Origin of the sequence: Pseudomonas sp. lyk4-R2A-8 (assembly GCF_030209095.1) — a bacterium.
In the GTDB taxonomy this organism is placed as follows: Bacteria; Pseudomonadota; Gammaproteobacteria; order Pseudomonadales; family Pseudomonadaceae; genus Aquipseudomonas; species Aquipseudomonas quebecensis.
Genome location: NZ_JARVSS010000030.1, coordinates 24068 through 43475 on the forward strand (window position 1 = coordinate 24068; position 19408 = coordinate 43475).

The 19408-nt window shown below is 62.6% G+C and carries 12 protein-coding genes; 5 read left to right on the forward strand and 7 right to left on the reverse strand.

What is annotated here, in order from left to right:
• Positions 1 to 177: 177 nt before the first annotated feature.
• A complete protein-coding gene (locus QRN10_RS22445; protein WP_266249055.1) occupies positions 178 to 672 on the reverse strand; it encodes an MgtC/SapB family protein in 495 nt (164 codons plus the stop codon).
• 119 nt (positions 673 to 791) lie between these two features.
• Here QRN10_RS22445 and QRN10_RS22450 point away from each other — a divergent pair, with 119 nt between their 5' ends.
• From QRN10_RS22450 to mapR, 3 genes are all read left to right on the forward strand, one after another.
• Complete coding sequence (locus QRN10_RS22450) at positions 792 to 1031, forward strand: DUF3203 family protein (protein ID WP_253507089.1); 240 nt, start codon at positions 792 to 794, stop codon at positions 1029 to 1031.
• A 184-nt stretch (positions 1032 to 1215) separates the two neighbouring features.
• The gene (gene ccoG / locus QRN10_RS22455; protein ID WP_253507086.1) at positions 1216 to 2625 is read left to right on the forward strand and encodes a cytochrome c oxidase accessory protein CcoG; all 1410 of its coding nucleotides are present in this window, start codon (positions 1216 to 1218) and stop codon (positions 2623 to 2625) included.
• A gap of 76 nt (positions 2626 to 2701) precedes the next feature.
• A complete protein-coding gene (gene mapR / locus QRN10_RS22460; protein WP_181081838.1) occupies positions 2702 to 4111 on the forward strand; it encodes a GntR family transcriptional regulator MpaR in 1410 nt (469 codons plus the stop codon).
• 703 nt (positions 4112 to 4814) lie between these two features.
• On the opposite strand, the gene QRN10_RS22465 is transcribed toward mapR, so the two are convergent.
• From QRN10_RS22465 to tpx, 6 genes are all read right to left on the reverse strand, one after another.
• Complete coding sequence (locus tag QRN10_RS22465; protein ID WP_285429179.1) at positions 4815 to 6911, reverse strand: putative bifunctional diguanylate cyclase/phosphodiesterase; 2097 nt, start codon at positions 6909 to 6911, stop codon at positions 4815 to 4817.
• 201 nt (positions 6912 to 7112) lie between these two features.
• Positions 7113 to 8564 carry an efflux transporter outer membrane subunit gene (locus QRN10_RS22470; RefSeq protein ID WP_181077341.1) on the reverse strand — a complete coding sequence of 484 codons (1452 nt, stop codon included), beginning with the start codon at positions 8562 to 8564 and terminating at the stop codon, positions 7113 to 7115.
• Positions 8561 to 11668, reverse strand: a complete 3108-nt coding sequence (locus QRN10_RS22475) for an efflux RND transporter permease subunit (protein ID WP_285429180.1) — start codon at positions 11666 to 11668, stop codon at positions 8561 to 8563. Before QRN10_RS22475 ends, QRN10_RS22470 begins: the two co-directional genes overlap by 4 nt.
• A 112-nt stretch (positions 11669 to 11780) precedes the next feature.
• Entirely contained in the window at positions 11781 to 14873 is a 3093-nt protein-coding gene (locus tag QRN10_RS22480; protein ID WP_181077338.1) for an MdtB/MuxB family multidrug efflux RND transporter permease subunit, read from the reverse strand.
• Entirely contained in the window at positions 14870 to 16168 is a 1299-nt protein-coding gene (locus tag QRN10_RS22485) for an MdtA/MuxA family multidrug efflux RND transporter periplasmic adaptor subunit (protein WP_181077336.1), read from the reverse strand. The genes QRN10_RS22480 and QRN10_RS22485 overlap by 4 nt, the downstream gene beginning before the upstream one ends.
• Before the next feature lie 233 nt (positions 16169 to 16401).
• On the reverse strand, positions 16402 to 16902 hold the full coding sequence (gene tpx / locus QRN10_RS22490) for a thiol peroxidase (protein ID WP_181077334.1): 501 nt from the start codon (positions 16900 to 16902) through the stop codon (positions 16402 to 16404).
• A gap of 159 nt (positions 16903 to 17061) precedes the next feature.
• Here tpx and QRN10_RS22495 point away from each other — a divergent pair, with 159 nt between their 5' ends.
• Positions 17062 to 18351, forward strand: coding sequence for a glycosyltransferase (locus QRN10_RS22495; RefSeq protein ID WP_253507074.1), 1290 nt, complete (start codon positions 17062 to 17064; stop codon positions 18349 to 18351).
• Between the two features lie 71 nt (positions 18352 to 18422).
• Positions 18423 to 19328 carry an AraC family transcriptional regulator gene (locus QRN10_RS22500; protein WP_181077330.1) on the forward strand — a complete coding sequence of 302 codons (906 nt, stop codon included), beginning with the start codon at positions 18423 to 18425 and terminating at the stop codon, positions 19326 to 19328.
• Positions 19329 to 19408 lie beyond the last annotated feature (80 nt).

A 19408-nucleotide genomic window follows, 5' to 3' on the forward strand; every position in this document is an offset into this window, starting at 1 on the left:
AAAGCACAAAGGAGGCCACACCGATGACGATCCCGATCCCGGCTGAAACGCCCGACCCGAATATCGATAACCCGACCCTGCCGCCTACTGAACCGGAGCCGATCCCCGAGCAGGAACCGCCTGAAAACCCTCCACCGCCCATGCAGGAGCCACCTGCCCCCCATCCTGGCGTGGTTGTCAGTCCTTCTCGAAGCGCTTGACGATCATCGGCACCACGCTGAATACCGCCAGCGCCAGCAACGTACTCAACACCGCTGTCGCTTCGCGCCCCATGCCCGCCGCCACGCCGATGGCGGCGGTCATCCACAGCCCGGCCGCGGTGGTCAGGCCCTTGACTTGCTGGCCTGCCTCGTCCTCCTTGCCTTTGAGAATGGTACCGGCGCCCAGGAATCCGATCCCGGCAATCACCCCTTGCACGACCCGACTCATGGCATCGGCCTGGTTGCCGGACATCTGTGGCACCAGCACAAACAGTGCCGCGCCCAACGCCACCAGCATATGGGTGCGCACCCCGGCAGCCTTGCCCTTGTGCTCGCGCTCAAACCCCAGAATGCCGCCCAGGAGCGCGGCGATCAGCAAGCGCACGGTGATCTGGGTCACTTGCCGCGCATCGCCGATATCGGCGAACTCAGCCTGCAGGGTCACCCACACTTCATCCCACCAAGCGTCCATACACCTTTCCTTTCTAATTATGGGTAAAGGATGGACAGCGGCGACCACCAGTCAGTTGCCGGGAACGTCGGGCACGTGCCGACGCCCTAACGGCTGAATGTCTATGAAAGGAGAACGCCATGCCTGTCCGTATCGATAACCAGACGTGTTTTTTCAAGGTCAATGACGAAGGTCGCGAATACAGCCTGCCGGCCGCGGAAGTAACGGTAAGCACCGACATGCCCCGCGCCATGTCGTATGTGGATGTAGGTGCCGAGCGCGTCTACATCACCGAACAGGAGGCCGCCGCTCTTACGGTGGCCGGCGCAATCGATGGGCGCCAGCACAAAAAGGTCACTGAATCGGGATCGGCGATTTGATTGATCTGTATCAACGCGCAGTGCAACCGACTGCACCCTGATAGCCCTGGGGTGCAGCACACTGACGCAGGCCTGCGCCTGCAGAGCATCTGATCCGCTTTTTATCGTTCCAGCTGAGTCTGTTCTGCAAACGGCTTGCCGCGCATAGTCCATTGGCCTGATGGAGGCTGATGAGCGAACGACCATGAGCGAACGAATCCCTACCGTGGAAATGTTTGAGCCTGTGCACCCAAAGAAGGTCAAGGCCAAATCCAGCGACACCCTGATCCATACCCGCAGCTTCACCGGGCTGTTCCGCACCTTGCGCGTGTTCGGTGCCGGCTTTCTGTTCGTGGCCTTCTTCGGCACCGTGTGGCTGAACTGGAGCGGCCGGCAAGCCGTGCTATGGGACCTGGCGCAAAGCAAGTTCCACATTTTCGGTGCGACGTTCTGGCCCCAGGACTTCATCCTCTTATCGGCGCTGTTGATCATCTGTGCCTTCGGCCTGTTTGCCATTACGGTCTTCGCCGGGCGTGTCTGGTGCGGCTACACCTGCCCGCAAAGCTCGTTCACCTGGCTGTTCATGTGGTGCGAAAAAGTCACCGAGGGCGAGCGCAACCAGCGCATCAAGCTGCAAGCGGCGCCCTGGAGCCTGAACAAACTGGCGCGGCGCTCGGCCAAGCACACGTTGTGGCTGGGCATCAGTGTGCTGACCGGTCTGACCTTTGTCGGTTATTTCACCCCCATCCGCCCGCTGGCGACGGAACTGCTGACCTGGCAGATGGGCGGCGTCAGCCTGTTCTGGGTACTGTTCTTTACCGCCGCGACCTACCTCAACGCCGGCTGGCTGCGTGAAGCGGTGTGCATGCACATGTGCCCCTACGCGCGTTTCCAGAGTGTGATGTTCGATAAAGACACCCTCACCATCTCTTACGACGCCGCGCGTGGCGAGCAGCGCGGCCCGCGTAAACGCGAGGCCAGGCCGGCCGACCTCGGCCTGGGCGATTGCATCGACTGCCAGCTGTGCGTTCAGGTGTGCCCCACCGGCATCGACATCCGCGACGGCCTGCAAATGGAATGCATCGGCTGCGCGGCCTGCGTCGACGCCTGCGATTCGATCATGGACAAGATGGGCTATGCGCGCGGCCTGGTGCGGTACACCAGCGAACATCAACTGCAGGGCGGCAAGACACACCTGCTACGCCCTCGCCTGATCGGCTACAGTGCCGTGCTGCTGGTGATGATCGCCGCGCTGGTGGTGGCCCTGATGCAACGGCCGATGGTGTCGCTGGACGTGACCAAGGACCGTGGCCTGTTCCGCGAAAACAGCCAGGGCCTGATTGAAAACATCTACAGTCTCAAGGTCATCAACAAGACCCAGCAGCGCCAGCAATACCGGGTGGAGCTGGTGGAAGCCGACGGTTTCCAACTGCAAGGAAAGACCGAACTGAGCCTGGCGCCGGGGGAGATCGTCGATGTGCCGGTGTCGGTCACACTGCTGGCGGACAAGCCGGCGAGCAGTTCGCAGACGCTGCGCTTCAAGGTGACGGATGTGGATGAGCCGTGGGTCTACAGCGCTGCTGAAAGCCGCTTCGTGGCGCCGCTCAACCGCTGAGCGCGCGGTATCGAAAAATGATGGTGATCCAATGTGGGATCTGCACTCATATAAAAAACATAAGTTTAAGGCCCCCATGAAACGCTACGAAAAATTCGCCGACGACATCGCCGAACTGATCCGCTCCGGTGTCCTGGGGCCTGGCCAGCGCGTGCCGTCGGTGCGTTATGCCAGCCAGACGTACGGCGTCAGTCCCTCTACGGTGTTCCAGGCTTATTACCTGCTGGAGCGCCGTGGACTGATCCGCGCCCGTCCGCGTTCCGGGTATTTCGTCAATACCCACGCACCGCGCCCGTTTTCCGAGCCGGTGGTGAGCGAGCAGGTGCATGAATCCACCGAGGTGGATGTGAGCGAACTGGTGTTCTCGGTGCTCGACTCGATCAAAGACCCCAACACCGTGCCCTTCGGTTCGGCGTTTCCCAGCCCGATGCTGTTCCCGTTACCGCGCCTGGCCCGCTCCCTGGCCAGCGCCAGCCGGGAGATGGACCCGCGCCTGGTGGTTACCGACATGTCGCCGGGCAACCCGCAATTGCGTCGGCAGATTGCCCTGCGCTATATGGTCGGCGGCCTGATGCTGCCCATGGAAGAACTGCTGATCACCAACGGCGCCCTCGAAGCGCTGAACCTGTGCCTGCAGGCCGTGACCGAGCCGGGCGACCTGGTGGCCATCGAAGCACCGGCGTTCTATGCCTGCCTGCAGGTTCTGGAGCGTTTGAAGCTCAAGGCGGTGGAGATCCCGGTGCACCCGCGCGACGGCATCGATCTCAATGCCCTGGCGCAAAGCCTTGCGCGCTACCCGATCAAGGCGTGCTGGAGCATGACCAGTTTCCAAAACCCCATGGGCGCCACCCTGCCCGAAACCAAAAAACAAGCGCTGGTGGAACTGCTGCGCAGCCACCAGGTGCCGTTGATCGAAGACGATGTGTACGCCGAGTTGTACTACGGCCAGCACGCGCCCAAGCCGGCCAAGGCTTTCGACACCGAAGGCCTGGTGATGCACTGCGGCTCCTTCGCCAAGAGCCTCGCGCCGGGGTATCGGGTGGGATGGGTTGCCGCCGGGCGCTATGCGCAGAAAGTCGAGCGTTTGAAGCTGATGACCTCGTTGTGCCCATCGATGCCGGCGCAGGCGGCGATAGCCGACTACCTGCAACACGGCGGCTACGACCGGCACCTGCGCAAATTGCGCTATGCCCTGGAGGAACAGCAAAGCGCCATGCTCGCTGCCATCGGCCGCTACTTCCCGGCACAAACCCGCGTCAGCCAACCGGCCGGTGGTTACTTCCTGTGGCTGGAACTGCCGGAACAGATCGACTCGTTAAAACTGTTCCAGATGGCATTGGCCCAAGGCATCAGCATCGCGCCGGGGCCGATCTTCTCCGCAACCCAGCGCTTCAGGAATTGCATCCGCTTGAATTACGGCAGCCCCTGGACAGAAGCGTCGGAAAAAGCGATGGAGACGCTGGGGAGGATTGCGCGGTCGTTTTGACTGGAACCGAAGCGTCAGCCGGGACACGATCATCGATCGGCACAGAGGATTATCGAGCAAAGCCCGGACCTGCCGCGCTTTCTGGAAAGCCGTGATCATTACCCGCTGGCCGACGCGCTCAAGTGGCAGATCAACGGTTTCTTCAATGCGGGCTACGGCATCCGACTAAAATCCGAAGCCAGCCTGCTCAGCGAGTTTTCCAGTAAAGGTTATGCCGCGCTGCGTTATGTGTGGATATGAGCGCATTGGTAGCATCCTGGTCGGCTGTGAGGCCGCCATCGGCGGCATAGATATTCTTAAAGGCTGACAAATAACTTTGTGATAGCGGGCTTGTTGTGGTGCGCAGGTTTTCTGTGGTGAGCGGGCTTGCCCCGCGCTGGGCTGCGAAGCGGCCCTATCTCAGGCGATGTGGTTTAGCTGACACACCGAGTTGCCTGGGTTTGGGGCCGCTTCGCAGCCCAGCGCGGGGCAAGCCCGCTCACCACAACAAGCGCCTCACCACAGAAAGCCTGCCCACCACCAGAACCTCATTTTCCAAGGCTATGTTTTTACCGAAGATGTGCAGCCACCAACCCTAACCACGATGCGAAGCGAGCCGCTCTTGCTTTTGACCTCAGGCGCCCCGCTAACCAAGCTGGGCGGATTACGGGCACACCCAGCCTGAGCGAGGTGCCGAGTGGGGCGAAGCGTTTTTGAGACCCCCTCAGCCCAGTTTTTTGTCAGGCGCCGCGGCGTCTTCGGCACGGCGAATATCGGCCATGAAACCGTCTGCCGGCAGCGGATGGCCCAGTAAGTAGCCTTGCAGGGAGTTACAGCCCAGGCGCGTCAGAAAATCCTGCTGCCGGTCGGTTTCCACACCTTCGGCCACGATCCGCAGCCCCAAGGCCTGGCCGAGGGCGACGATGGCCGAGACGATGGCGGCGTCGTCGCTGTCGTGTTCCAGATCACGCACAAAGCCCCGGTCGATCTTCAGCTCGTTGGCCGGCAGGCGCTTGAGGTACATCAGGCTGGAATAGCCGGTGCCGAAGTCATCAATCGACAGGTCGACACCCATGTCGGACAGCTGCTGCAACACGTTCATGCTCGCGTCGGCATCGCTCATGGCGGTGGTTTCGGTGATTTCCAGGGTCAGGCTGTTAGGCGGCAACTGATGGCGTTCAAGCGCGGCAGCGACGCTGTCGACCAGCCCGGCATGGCAAAACTGCAACGCGGACAAGTTCACCGCAATGCGCCACTCTTCATAACCCTGCACGTACCACACGCGCATCTGGCGGCAGGCTTCATTCAGCACCCATTCGCCGATGGGAATGATCAGCCCGGTTTTCTCCGCCAGGTCGATAAACGTCGCGGGCATCAACAGGCCCTGTTGCGGATGCTCCCAGCGCAACAAGGCTTCGGCGCCCACCGCAATGCCGCTGGCGGCATCGAACTTGGGCTGGTAATACAAGCGAAACTGCTGCTGCTCCACGGCATTGCGCAGGTCCTGCAACAGCTGCAGCTGTTTGCGCGCATTGGTGTTCATCGACACATCGAAAAAGCTATAGCCGTTCTTGCCCAGCCCCTTGGCGTGGTACATCGCCGCGTCGGCATTCATCAGCAGGTCCTGCGGGGTGCCGCCGTTGCCGGGGAACAACGCGATACCGACACTGGCAGAGATTTTCAGTTCGTGTTCGGCCACCTGGAACGCACGGTTGATCAGTTGCACCTGGCGCTCGGCAAGACCGAGGGCGTCGTCCGGCTGGTTGAGTTGCACCAGCAGTACAAACTCGTCACCGCCAATGCGCGCCAGGGTGTCGTGGCTGCGCAAGTCCTCGCGCAGGCGCAGGCCCACCTCGCGCAGCAATTGGTCGCCCAGATGATGACCAAAGGCATCGTTGACCGGCTTGAAGCCATCCAGGTCGATAAACATCAGCGCAAAGCAACCGCCTTGTTCCTCCACCGCCTGCATGGCCTGTTGAATGCGATCGGCGAGCAGGCTGCGATTGGGCAGACCGGTCAGCATGTCGTGCAGGGCCAGGTGGGTCAGCTCCTGGTTGGCCTGGGTCAGGGACGTGGCGAGCACGGCGGTGCGCGCTTCCAGGCGGGCGTCGAGCAATGAAGTCAGCAAGGCGATGGCAAGCACCGCCAGGGTGGTGACCAGCACCAGGTTGTCCAGGCCGTTGCCGCTCAGACCGTCCAGCGCGGCGGCGCAGTAGCTGTCATCGGCAAAACTGGCCGCCGCCATCCCGGTGTAATGCATGCCGACGATGGCCACGCCCATCACCACTGCGGCACCACCGCGCAGCAGGCGCACATGGGGGGTGTTGCGCCGCAGGTTGAACGCGATCAGCAGGGCCGCGCCCGAGGCCGCCACCGCAATCAGCAGCGAAGCGCCGAACAAGGTCGGGTCGTAGTCGATGCCTGGGGTCATGCGCATCGCCGCCATGCCGGTGTAATGCATGCAACTGATGCCGGCGCCCATCACCAGCGCGCCGAACAGCAATTGCCAGGCGGGTAAACGGGCCTGGCTGACCAGCCACAGGGCGAAGCCACTGGACAGCACCGCGATCAACAGCGACCACGCAGTGATGCCGACGTCGAACCCCAGGGCGAACGGCAAACGCAGCGCCAACATGCCGATAAAGTGCATCGACCACACCCCTACCCCCATCGCCAGCGCTCCGCCGGCCATCCACAGGTAGACAGCGCGCCCCTGGGCGGTGGCGATGCGGCCGGACAGGTCGAGTGCCGTGTAGGAAGCCAGGATCGCAACGAACAGCGAGATCACGACCAGCGAAGGGGAATAGCTACCGATAAGCATGACGAGTCTCGCGGGCGACGAGCTGGAACGCCCGTACCGAGTGGCAAAGCGGCGGATTGTAACGATAAATATTCGGCGACAGTTGAATAATTATCACAAGGCCATCATGGGCTTTTTGACGTCAATCCGCCGGCTCAAAAACGCCCCGTGCGCGGCCTTGTGTATCCAGCTGTCCGCGATAGCAAGCGCGAGTGCTGCGGCTTAATCCTTGGCATCGATCGGCGTCTGCCCATCCCAGCCGCCCCCCAGTGCGGCAATCAATTGCACGCTGGCCACCAGGCGCGACTGCAGCAAGGTCAACACACTGCGTTCGTTACTCAGAGCGGTAGCCTGTACGGTGACCACGTCCAGGTAAGCGATCAGCCCGGCCTTGTACTGGTTCTGGGTCAGGCGCAATGACTCGCGTGCCGCCTCCAGCGCTTCGTTGCTGACCACGGCTTCGTCCTCCAGCACCTTGAGTTGAACCATGTAGTTCTCCACTTCGCGGAAGCCATCCAGCACGGTCTGACGGTACTTGGCCACGGTTTCGTCATAGGACGCCACGGTGCGGTCGACTTCCGCCGAGCGCTGGCCACCGTCGAACAGGGTCATGGCCAGTTTCGGCCCCACCGACCAGAAGCGGTTGGGCAGGCTGATCCAGTCGGCATAGGTACTGCTGGAATAGCCACCGGCCAGGCTCAGGGTCAGGTCCGGATAATAGGCCGCCTTGGCCACACCGATATTGGCGTTGGCGGCGATCACCGCGCGTTCGGCCGAGGCGATGTCCGGGCGGCGTTCGAGTAACTGCGACGGCAGGCCGACCGGGATCTGCGGCAACTGCGGAATGTCCTTGCTCACGGCCAGGTTGAAGTTGGCCGGCGCCTCGCCGATCAGTACCGCGATGGCATTTTCCAGCTGAGCGCGCTGCCAGATCAGGTCGATCAGGCTGGCCTGGGTGGTCTTGAGCTGTGTCTGTGCCTGGGCCACCGCTTCTTTGCCCGAGACTCCGGCGCGGTACTGGTTCTCGGTCATTTGCAGGGAGCGCTGATAGGTGTCGAGGGTGGCCTGCAGCAGCCGCGTCTGTTCATCCATCACGCGCAGTTGCAGGTAGCTTTGCACCAGTTCCGATTGCTGGCTCAGGCGCATCGCGGCCAGGTCCGCCGAGCTGGCTTCGGCGCTGGCCTCGTTGGCCTCCAGGCCACGGCGCAACTTGCCCCAGACATCCGCCTCCCAGCTCACGCCCAACTGCGCGTTGAGGGTGTCGCGGATGCCGCTGCTGGAGCTGCTGAGGCTGGCACTGCTGCTGCCGGTGCCCTGGCTGGCGCGGGTCTTGCCCACGCTGAGGTCGACGCTGGGGTAGAACGCGCCGCGTGAGCTGCGCACCAATGCCTGGGCCTGGCGAAAGCGCGCCTCGGCCTGGGCCACGGTCTGGTTGGCATTGTTCAGGCGCGCGACCAGGTCATTGAGCTGACGATCGCCATACAATTCCCACCAGGCGCCACGGGCCAGTGAGTCGCTTGGCGTGGCCTGGCGCCAGCCTTGCGCTTGCTTGAACTGCGCGGGTTCGATGACCTGCGGGCGCTGATAATCCGGGCCGATGGCGCAGGCGCTGAGCAACAGACCGCAGAGTGCCGCTGCCAACAGCTTTTTCGGGGCGAGGGATGAATCGGTCATAGCGCAGTGTCCAGGGCAGCATCGGTCCGTACGCCGCGCCAGGCATTGAAGCGGTGGCGCGCGCGGTCGAGGTAAAGGTAAACCACCGGGGTGGTGTAAAGGGTCAGGATCTGGCTGAACACCAGGCCGCCAATGATGGTCAGGCCCAGGGGCTGACGCATTTCCGCGCCGTCGCCGGCGCCGAGCAGCAGCGGCAAGGCGCCGAGGATGGCGGCCAGGGTGGTCATCAGGATCGGCCGCAGACGCAGCAGGCAAGCGCTGCGGATCGACTCGAGCGGGCTCATGCCGTCATGGCGTTCCAACTGCAGCGCCAGGTCGATCATCAGGATCGCGTTTTTCTTCACCACTCCGATCAGCAGGAACAGGCCCAGCAATGAGATCAGGCTGAACTCGCCACCCAGCAGGTAGATCGACAGCAATGCACCGACACCGGCCGAGGGCAACGTCGACAGGATCGTCAATGGGTGGATATAGCTCTCGTAGAGAATCCCCAGCACCAGGTACACCGCCACCAGCGCGCCGAGGATCATGAACGGCTGGCCCTTCTGCGTCGCCGCAAAGGCATCGGCGGTGCCGGCCATCTTGGCGATCACATCCTCCGGCAGGCCAACCTTGGCAATCGCCCGTTCGATGGCGGCTGTGCCCTGCTCCACCGTGAACCCGGGAGCGATGTCGAAAGCAATATTTTCCGAGGCGAACTGGCCTTCATGGCTGACGCGGTCGTCCGCCAGGCTGTTCTCGTAATGGGCGATGGTGGACAACGGTACCCGTGCGCCGTCGGCGGTAATGACCTGCACCTGGTTCAGGGTGATCGGGTCCTGGGCATATTTGGGATTGACCTCCATCACCACCTGGTACTGGTTGAGGCTGTCGTAGATCGTGGAAATCTGCCGCTGGCTGTAGGCGTTGTTCAGCACCCCCGTGACCATGTTCATGTCGATGCCCAGGCGCTTGGCCTGGTCGCGATCGACCACCAGCGTCACCTGCGCCGCCCCCCGGCCTTCGCGGGCGTCGATGGCGGTCAATTCCGGCAGCTCGCGCAGCGCGCCAACCACTTTCGGGTACCACAGGCGCAGCGCGGCCAGGTCACCGCTTTGCAGGATGTAGGAATACTGGGCGCTGGTCTGGTCGCGACTGCCGCCGAACTGCAGGTCCTGGTCGGCCATCAGGAACAGGCGCCCGCCCGGCACCGGCGGCACGTTCTTGCGCAGCCGCTCGATCACCGCCTGGGCCGAGACCTTGCGCTCTTTGATGGGTTTGAGCCGCACCAGCATCACGGCGTTGTTGGTGCCGTTGTTGCCACCGATAAAGCCGGCCACGCTGAGCACTGCGGGGTCCTTGAGCACGGCCTGGCGAAAGATTTCCATCTTCGGTTGCATCACGCTGAACGACAGGCCGTCGTCGCCGCGCACAAAGCCGATCAACTGCCCGGTGTCCTGCTGCGGCATAAAGGTTTTCGGCACCACGATGTACAGCGCCACATTGACGCCGATGGTCAGCAACAGGCTGAGCAAGGTCAGGCGCCGATGGCGCAGCACCCAGTCCAGGCTGCGGGCGTAGCCGGCGACCATGCGCTCGTTGATCCTGTGGCTCCACCGCTGCAGACCGGTCATATGGCCTTTGACGTGGGGCCTGAGCCAGCGCGCGCAGAGCATCGGCGTCAGGGTCAGCGACACCACCAGCGACACAATGATCGCCGCCGACAGGATGATGGAAAACTCGCGGAACAGGTTGGTGACGATCCCGCCCATAAACAGGATCGACAGGAACACCGCCACCAGCGACACGTTCATCGACAACAGCGTAAACCCGACTTCCTGGGCGCCCAGATAGGCCGCCTTCATCGGCGGCACGCCGTCATCGATATGCCGGGAGATGTTCTCCAGCACCACAATGGCATCGTCCACCACCAGACCGGTGGCCAGGATCAACGCCATCAACGAAAAGTTGTTCAACGAGAACCCGTACAGGTACATCACCGCGAACGTGCCCACCAGCGATACCGGCACCGCCAGGGTCGGGATCAGCGAAGCGCGGAAATTGCCGAGGAACAGGTACACCACAAGAATCACCAGCCCCACCGCGATCAGCAGGGTCATCTCCGCTTCGTGCAGGGTGGCGGTGATCACGGGCGAGCGGTCCATGGCCAGGCTGAGCTTGACGCTGGAGGGCAGCACCGCCTGCAGCGCCGGCAATTGCGCCTTGATCTGGCGCACGGTCTCGATAATGTTGGCCCCGGACTGGCGGTTGATCACCAGCAAAACGGCCGCATCGTTGTTGAAGAAACCACTGTTGTAGCGGTCTTCCACGCCGTCGCTGATCCTGGCCACATCCCCCAGGCGCAAAGCCGCGCCGTTCTGGTAGCGAATCAGCAGCGGCTCGTAGTCCTTGGCCTTTTCCAGCTGGTCATTGGCTTGGATCTGCCAGTTGCGTTCGCTGTCTTCCAGCGAGCCCTTGGGCCGGCGCTGGTTGGCATTGGCGATGGTGTTGCGCACATCGTCCAGGGCCACGCCGTACTGGTCGAGGGCCTTGGGTTCCAGTTCAACGCGCACCGCCGGCAGGGAGCTGCCGCCGATCTGCACCTCGCCCACCCCCGGCACCTGGGACAGGCTCTGGGACAGGATGGTGGACGCCAGGTCGTACAGCTGGCCCTTCTGCAATACGTCCGAGGTCAGCGACAGCACCATGATCGGCGCCTGGGACGGGTTGATCTTCTTGTAGGTGGGCATGCTGCGCATGCCGCTGGGCAGCAGGTTGCGCGAGGCGTTGATGGCCGCCTGCACTTCCCGCGCCGCGCCGTTGATGTCGCGGTCGGAGTCGAACGCCAGAATCACCCGGGTCGAGCCCTGGCTGGAACTGCTGCTCATGGTGGTGATGCCGGCAATCGAGCCGAAGGAGCGCTCCAGCGGCGTGGCTACGGTGGACGCCATGACCTCGGGGCTGGCGCCGGGCAGGCTGGCCGACACCACGATCACCGGGAAGTCGATCTGCGGCAACGGCGACACCGGCAGCAGGTTGAAGCTCACCCCGCCGAGCAACATGATCGCCAGGCTCAGCAGCATGGTCGCTACCGGCCGGCGAATGAACGGTCCGGACAGGTTCATGGGGGGGAGCTCCAAGCGGCAAGTTTCAAGCTACCTGCAAATGACGTAGGCTGCCCCTGCCGTTCCCTTGCAGCGTGCCGCTTGCCGCTTGCCACTGCTTTCGCCACGCCCATCACACCACGTCCTCAATGTCGGTCTTGCGCCAGCGGCGTCCCAACCGATCGAAATACAGGTAGATCACCGGCGTGGTGAACAGCGTCAACACCTGGCTCACCAGCAGCCCGCCGACCATCACCAGGCCCAGGGGCTGGCGCAGCTCCGCACCGGAACCGCTGGCCAGCATCAAGGGCACGGCGCCGAACAGCGCGGCCAGGGTGGTCATCAGGATCGGTCGGAAACGCAGCAGCGCGGCCTGATAGATCGCGGTCTGCGGGTCGAGGCCCTGGTTGCGTTCGGCGTCGAGGGCGAAGTCGATCATCATGATCGCGTTCTTTTTGACGATACCGATCAGCAGGATGATGCCGATGATCGCGATCATGCCCAGGTCATTACCACTGAGCAGCAACGCCAGCAAAGCCCCCACCGCCGCCGAGGGCAAGGTGGACAGGATGGTGATCGGATGGATATAGCTCTCGTAGAGCACGCCCAGCACGATGTACATGGTGACCACCGCCGCCAGGATCAGCAGCAAGGTACTCGACAGCGAGGCTTCGAACGCCTGGGCCGCGCCCTGGAACTGGGTCTGCACGCCCACCGGCATGCCGATGTCTTTCTGCGTCTGGTTGATCAGCTCCACGCCCTTGCCCAGCGCCACGCCGGGCGCCAGGTTGAATGACATCATCACCGCCGGGAACTGGCCGATGTGCGCCACGGCCAACTGGGCCTGGCGCTGCTCCACCTTGGCCAGGCTCGACAGGCGCACCTGGCCGCCGTCGGTGGTTTTTACGTAGATCTGGTTCAGCGCGTCCGGGCCGAGGGTTTCGCCGGACTGGGCCTGCAGCACCACGCGGTACTGGCTGGCCTGGGTGTAGATGGTCGAGATCTGCCGCTGGCCGAAGGCGTCGTACAGCGCATCGGTGATGGTCGAAACGCTGACGCCCAGGCGCGAGGCCGCGTCGCGGTCGATCACCAGGTACACCTGCAGGCCTTTGTCCTGCAGGTCGCTGGCCACGTCGGTGAGTTCCGGCAACTGGCTGAGGGCGTGCACCAGTTTGTCGCTCCACAGCGCCAGCAGCTCGGCGTCCGGCGACGACATGCTGAACTGGTACTGGGTGCGGCTCACGCGGTCTTCGATGGTCAGGTCCTGCACCGGCTGCATAAACAGGCGAATGCCCACCAACTGGTCGATCTGCGGCTGCAGGCGGGTAATCACCTGGGCGGCGCTGAGGTCGCGCTGGCCATGGGCCTTGAGGTTGATCAGCAGGCGGCCGCTGTTGAGGGTGGCGTTGTCGCCGTCCACACCGATATAGGACGACAGGCTTTGCACCGCCGGGTCGGCGAGGATGATTTTGGCCAACTCCTGCTGGCGCTGGCTCATCGCCGCAAAGGAGATCGACTGCGGCGCTTCGGAAATACCCTGGATCACCCCGGTGTCCTGCACCGGAAAAAAGCCCTTGGGCACCACCAGGTACAGCACCACGGTCAGGCCGAGGGTGGCGATGGCCACCAGCAGGGTCAGCGGTTGGTGCTTGAGCACCCATTGCAACTTGCGCCCGTAGCCTTCGATCAACCAGTCGATCCAGGCGCCGCTGGCCTTATAGAAACGGCCCTGCTCTTCTTCCTTGGGTTCACGCTTGAGCAGACGCGCGCACATCATCGGCGTCAGGGTCAGGGACACCACCAGGGAAATCAAAATCGCTACCGCCAAGGTGATAGCGAACTCGCGGAACAACCGCCCGACCACATCGGCCATGAACAGCAGCGGGATCAGCACCGCAATCAACGACAGCGTCAGGGAAATCAGGGTGAAACCGATCTGCTTGGCGCCCTTGAGCGCGGCAGCCAGCGGCGTTTCGCCCTCTTCGATATAGCGGGAAATGTTTTCCAGCATCACGATGGCATCGTCCACCACAAAGCCGGTGGCGATGGTCAGGGCCATCAGCGTCAGGTTGTTGATGGAAAACCCGGCCAGGTACATCACGCCAAACGTACCGACCAACGACAGCGGCACCGCAATGGACGGGATGATCGTGGCGCTGAACCGGCGCAGAAACAGGAATGTCACCATCACCACCAGGGCAATGGCGATCAGCAGCTCGTGCTGCACGTCCTTGACCGATGCGCGGATGGTCTGGGTGCGGTCGGTAAGCACGGTGACTTCCAGGCCGGCCGGCAGGTTGTCGGTAATGCTTGGCAACAGTGCCTTGATACGGTCGACCACCTCGATCACGTTAGCGCCCGGTTGGCGCTGGATATTGAGCAGCACGGCCTGGTTCAGGTTGGCCCAGGCGGCCAGGCGTTCGTTCTCGGCGCCGTCGACAATCTGCGCGACGTCCTTAAGACGCAGCGGCGCGCCGTTGTTGTAGGCCAGGATCAGTTCGGCGTATTGCTGGGGCGAGACCAACTGGTCGTTGGCATCGAGCATCGAGACCCGCGTAGGGCCATCGAAGTTGCCTTTGGGCTGGTTGACGTTGGACGCCGCGATCAAGGTGCGCACGTCCGACAGGTTCAAGCCGTTGGCCGCCAGGGCTTCGGGGTTGACCTTGATGCGCACCGCCTGGCGCTGGCCGCCGGCGATGCTGACCATGCCGACGCCGCTGATCTGCGCGATTTTCTGCGCCATGCGCGTATCGACCAGGTCATTGAGCTTGGGCAGCAGCATGGTCTTGGAGGTGATCGCCAGGGTCAGCACCGGGGTGTCCGCCGGGTTGACCTTGTTGTACACCGGCGGCGCCGGCAGGTCCTTGGGCAGCAGGTTGGTGGCGGCGTTGATCGCGGCCTGCACCTGTTGCTCGGCCACGTCCATATTGATGTCGAGGTTGAAGCGCAGGGTCAGCACCGAGGCGCCGCCGGAGCTGGTGGAAGCCATCTGGGTCAGGCCGGGCATCTGCCCGAACTGGCGTTCCAGGGGGGCGGTGACCGCGCTGGTCATCACATCAGGGCTGGCGCCGGGGTACAGGGTCATCACGCGGATGGTCGGGTAATCCACCTGCGGCAAGGCCGACACGGGCAGCAAGCGGTACGCGATGATGCCGGCCAGGACAATGGCCAGCATGCTCAGAGTGGTCGCGACCGGGCGAAGGATAAACAGCCGCGACAGGTTCATGAACCGACCTTTTGCGCCTTGCCGGCGGTGTCGCCGGTCTCCCCTTTGGCCGCGGGCTTGCCCTGCAGGTGTTGAGTTGGCGTGGTCGGTACTTCGCTGCTGTCATTGACCACTTCGACCTCACTGCCATCCTTGAGGCGGTCGGTGCCTTCCAGCACCACCCGGTCGCCGGCGACCAGGCCTTGCTTGATCACGGTGTTGTCGCCGTCGGTGTCGCCCACTACCAGTGGCTGGACCTTGACCTTCTTGTCGCCATCAAGCTTGTAGACGAAGGTGCCGTTGTTGCCGAACTGAATGGCCGCCGAGGGGGCCAGTACCACGTTGTGCAAGGTGTCGGCCAGCAGGTGCACATTCACGAACTGGTTGGGGAACAGCGCCTGGTCCTTGTTATCGAAGCGTGCCTTGAATTTCAGGGTGCCGGTGGTGACATCGATCTGGTTATCCAGGCTTTGCAGCACGCCGGTGGCCTGAATCTTCGCGTCGCCACGGTCCCAGGCTTCCACGGGCAGCTTATTGCCGGCGTGGTAACGGGCCAGGACCGTGTCCAGGGTATTTTCCGGCAGGGTGAAGGCCACGCTGATCGGCTGGGTCTGGGTGATCACAGCCAGCGCGGTGGTGTCGTTGGCCGCTACCAGGTTGCCCACGTCAAGCTGTCGCAGGCCTACGCGGCCACTGATGGGCGCGCGGATCCTGGTGAATTCGAGGTTGAGCTTGGCGTCATCCACCGCACCCTGGTTGGTCTTGACCGTGCCCTGGTATTGCAGGACCAGCGCTTCGGCGGTGTCCAGGGTCTGTTTGGCGATGCTGTCCTGGGCATACAGGTCGCGATAGCGCTGCACGTCGACCTGGGCGTTCTTCAACTGGGCCTGGTTCTGCAACAACGTGCCCTGGGCCTGGAGCAATGCGTTCTGGTAGCTGCGCGGGTCGATCTCGGCGAGCAGGTCGCCGGCCTTGACCATCTGCCCTTCTTCAAAGGCTATTTTTACCAACTCCCCGCCCACGCGGCTGCGCACGTTGATGGTGTTGAGCGCCGTGACCGTGCCCAGCGCCTTGTAGTACACCGGGAATTCCCCCAACACCGCCGGCGCCACGCGCACCGGCACCGGGCCGGTAGAGCCGCCGAAGCCCGGGCGCGCCATGCCGGTTTTGCCGGTGTGCCCGGCGGGTGCGTCTTTATGGGCCGCGCCGCCTGGCCAGAATTTCCAGCACAGGCCGGCGATAACCAGCAACACGAGCAGGCCGAACAGCCAGCGACGGGAACGACGGGGGGAGGATTGCATTGAGTGGTCAACCATTGGGCGCGAGAGCTTCTTCTTTGGGAGGCTGAAAGATAAGCACTGGGGCGCATTTAGAAAAGCGCCTTTACCGGCTATTTACCTTGGGCTTACAACGTCTGACTTCAGCAGCTCAGTTCATCGGCTATTTGAGCTAAGCACCTGAAGCGCAAATAAAAACGGCCTGGACTAGGCCAGGCCGCAATCATGTATCAAGCGTGTTACCGCCAAGCGACAGCAATGCGCCGAAACAGTTACTTCAAAACAGCCAGGGCTGCTTCGTAGTTCGGCTCCTGGCCGATTTCCGCTACCAGCTCGCTGTGCAGCACGGTGTCGTTCTCGTCCAGCACGACGACCGCGCGGGCGGTCAGGCCTTTGAGCGGGCCGTCAGCAATGGACACGCCGTAATCAACCGCGAAATCCGAATCACGGAAATCCGACAGGCTCTTGACGTTTTCCAGGCCTTCGGCGCCGCAGAAGCGCGCCTGGGCAAATGGCAGGTCGGTGGAGATGCACAGTACCACGGCGTTGTTCAGTGCATTCGCCTGGGCGTTGAACTTGCGCACCGAAGTGGCGCAGGTCGGGGTGTCGACGCTTGGGAAGATGTTCAGCACTTTGCGCTTGCCGGCAAAGGTCGCCAGGGTTGCGTCCGACAGATCGCCGGCGGTCAGGGTGAAGTCGTGGGCCTTGGCGCCAACTTGCGGCAGTTCGCCTTCAACCTGGACGGGGTTGCCTTTGAGGGTGACTTGAGCCATGAACAGAATCCTTATGCTGAGTTTGGGTTAAACGAATTCGAGAGGCCGAAGTTAACCACAAAGTACGGTGACCACCTACCGCCGGACACAAATTGTCATGTCGTCGGTTGTGGTTTAATTGCGCGCCTTTCGCCCTGCCCTGCAAGGAAACCGTTGTCGATGAAGTCGCCTGCTACCCGAGTCCTGGTCATTGGTTACGTCTGGCCGGAGCCGCGCTCCTCGGCTGCGGGCGGGCATATGATGCAGATCCTCGAAACTTTTCTGACGCAAGGTTGGGACATCACCTTCAGCAGCCCCGCCGCACTCGGCGAGCACAAGGCCGACCTGTCGGCGCTGGGCATCGCCGAATGCGCCATCGAGCTCAATAACAGCAGTTTCGATGACTTTGTCCGCGAACTGGCCCCGGATATCGTGCTGTTCGACCGTTTCATGATGGAGGAGCAGTTCGGCTGGCGCGTCGAAAAGCACTGCCCGAACGCCCTGCGCGTGCTCGAGACATCCGACCTGCAGAGCCTGCGCGACGCTCGCCATCAGCGCCTGAAGGCGCGCCTCAAGGCCGAGCCCGACAGCGATGACTTTGCCGACCTGTTCGCCCCGGCCCTCGCCGAGGAGTTCCAGCACATGGCCGACACCGACCTGGCCAAGCGCGAAATTGCCGCGATCTACCGATGCGACATCAGCCTGATGATCTCCGACGTGGAAATCCGCCTGCTCACCGAGCAGTTCAAGGTGCCGGCCACCCTGCTCCACTGGTGCCCGCTGATGCTCGAGCCGCCGAGCGAGCCGTTCACGCCGTTTGAAGACCGCGCGCACTTTCTCAGCATCGGTAACTTTCGCCACGCCCCCAACTGGGACGCGGTGCTATGGATGAAGAACAGCCTGTGGCCGCTGATCCGTCAGCATCTGCCGGGCGCCCAGTTACATATTTATGGCTCCTACACCCCGCCCAAGGCCACTGCCCTGCACAACCCGGCACAGGGCTTTCATGTCATGAACTGGGCTGAAGATGCGCTGCAAGTCATGAGCGCTGCGCGCATTTGCCTGGCGCCGCTGCGCTTTGGCGCGGGCATCAAGGGCAAGCTGGTCGATGCCATGCTGTGTGGCACGCCAAACGTGACCACGCCGATCGGCGCCGAAGCCATGGGCGACGAGCAACCATGGCCGGGAGCCATCGCCACAGATGCCAATGCACTGGCCATCGCTGCCGTAGCCCTGTATCAAGACCGCGGGCGCTGGAATCGGGCGCAGAACGACGGCCGCAACCTGATTGCCCGCCGTTACGATCAGGCGGTCCATGGCCCGGCACTGATCGAATGCCTGCAACAATGCCGCCACCACCTCGCGGCCCATCGCCGCGACAACTTCACCGGCAGCATGCTGCGCCACCACGCGCATAAAAGTACTCAGTACATGGCACAGTGGATCGAGGCGAAAAACCGCAACGTGTAATCACAGACGTTGGCGACGTGGTGCACAAGGGGCATTATCCTACGCAGCGACCACAATAAAGCGACGGCAGCATGACCCGAGCAACGCGCATCACCGACCCTTCCTACGAGCTGATGGACGATCACAACGGTCTGTCCATCATCTATCGCCAGCATGGTTTCCCCTGCCCGCTGGTGCGCTGGCATTTCCACAAGGAATACGAACTGCACCTGATCGTCGCCAGCTCCGGCAAGGTGTTTATCGGCGACTATATCGGCAACTTCTACCCCGAGAGCCTTTTCCTCACCGGCCCCAACCTGCCCCACAACTGGATCAGCCAGGTGGAGGAAGACGAAGTGGTGCCCAAGCGCGACATGCTGGTGAACTTCACCGATGAACTGCTTGAACAGGGCAGCCATATTTTCGCCGAACTCAAAAACCTCGCGCCGCTGCTGGAGCGCGCGCAGTCGGGTATTGAGTTTCGCTGCAAGCACACCATCGCCCAGGCCATGGCCTTGATGCAGCGCATCGAGGACGCCCAGGGCATGGCGCGCCTGGGGCATTTCTTTATCCTGTTGGACGTATTGAGCGCGTGTGACGACTACCAACTGCTGTCCGGCGTGACCGCACCGCAAACGGCCGACGAACACAGCATCGACCGCACCAACCGCGCGGTGGACTACATTTTCGCCCACTACGCACGGGAGTTGCCGCTCGAAGAAGTCGCCGAGCACCTGGGCATGAAACCCACCTACTTCTCCCGCGTGTTCAAACAGGCCACCGGGCGTACGTTTATCGAATTCGTCAATCGGCTGCGCATCAGCAAGTCCTGCGAGCTGCTGGCCGATGGCGATAAGGCCGTGACGGATGTGTGCTTTGAGTCGGGCTTCAATAACATCTCCAACTTCAACCGACGCTTTCAACAGCTCAAGGGCATGACCCCGTCCCACTACCGGCGACTGGCGGTACAACGCTTGACCGAGCAGAACCTGGCCTGAGGGTGACCGTTCACTGGCTGATATTAAAGGTTAAGTACTGCACTGATCGTTCCCACGCTCCCGCGTGGGAATGCAGCCCG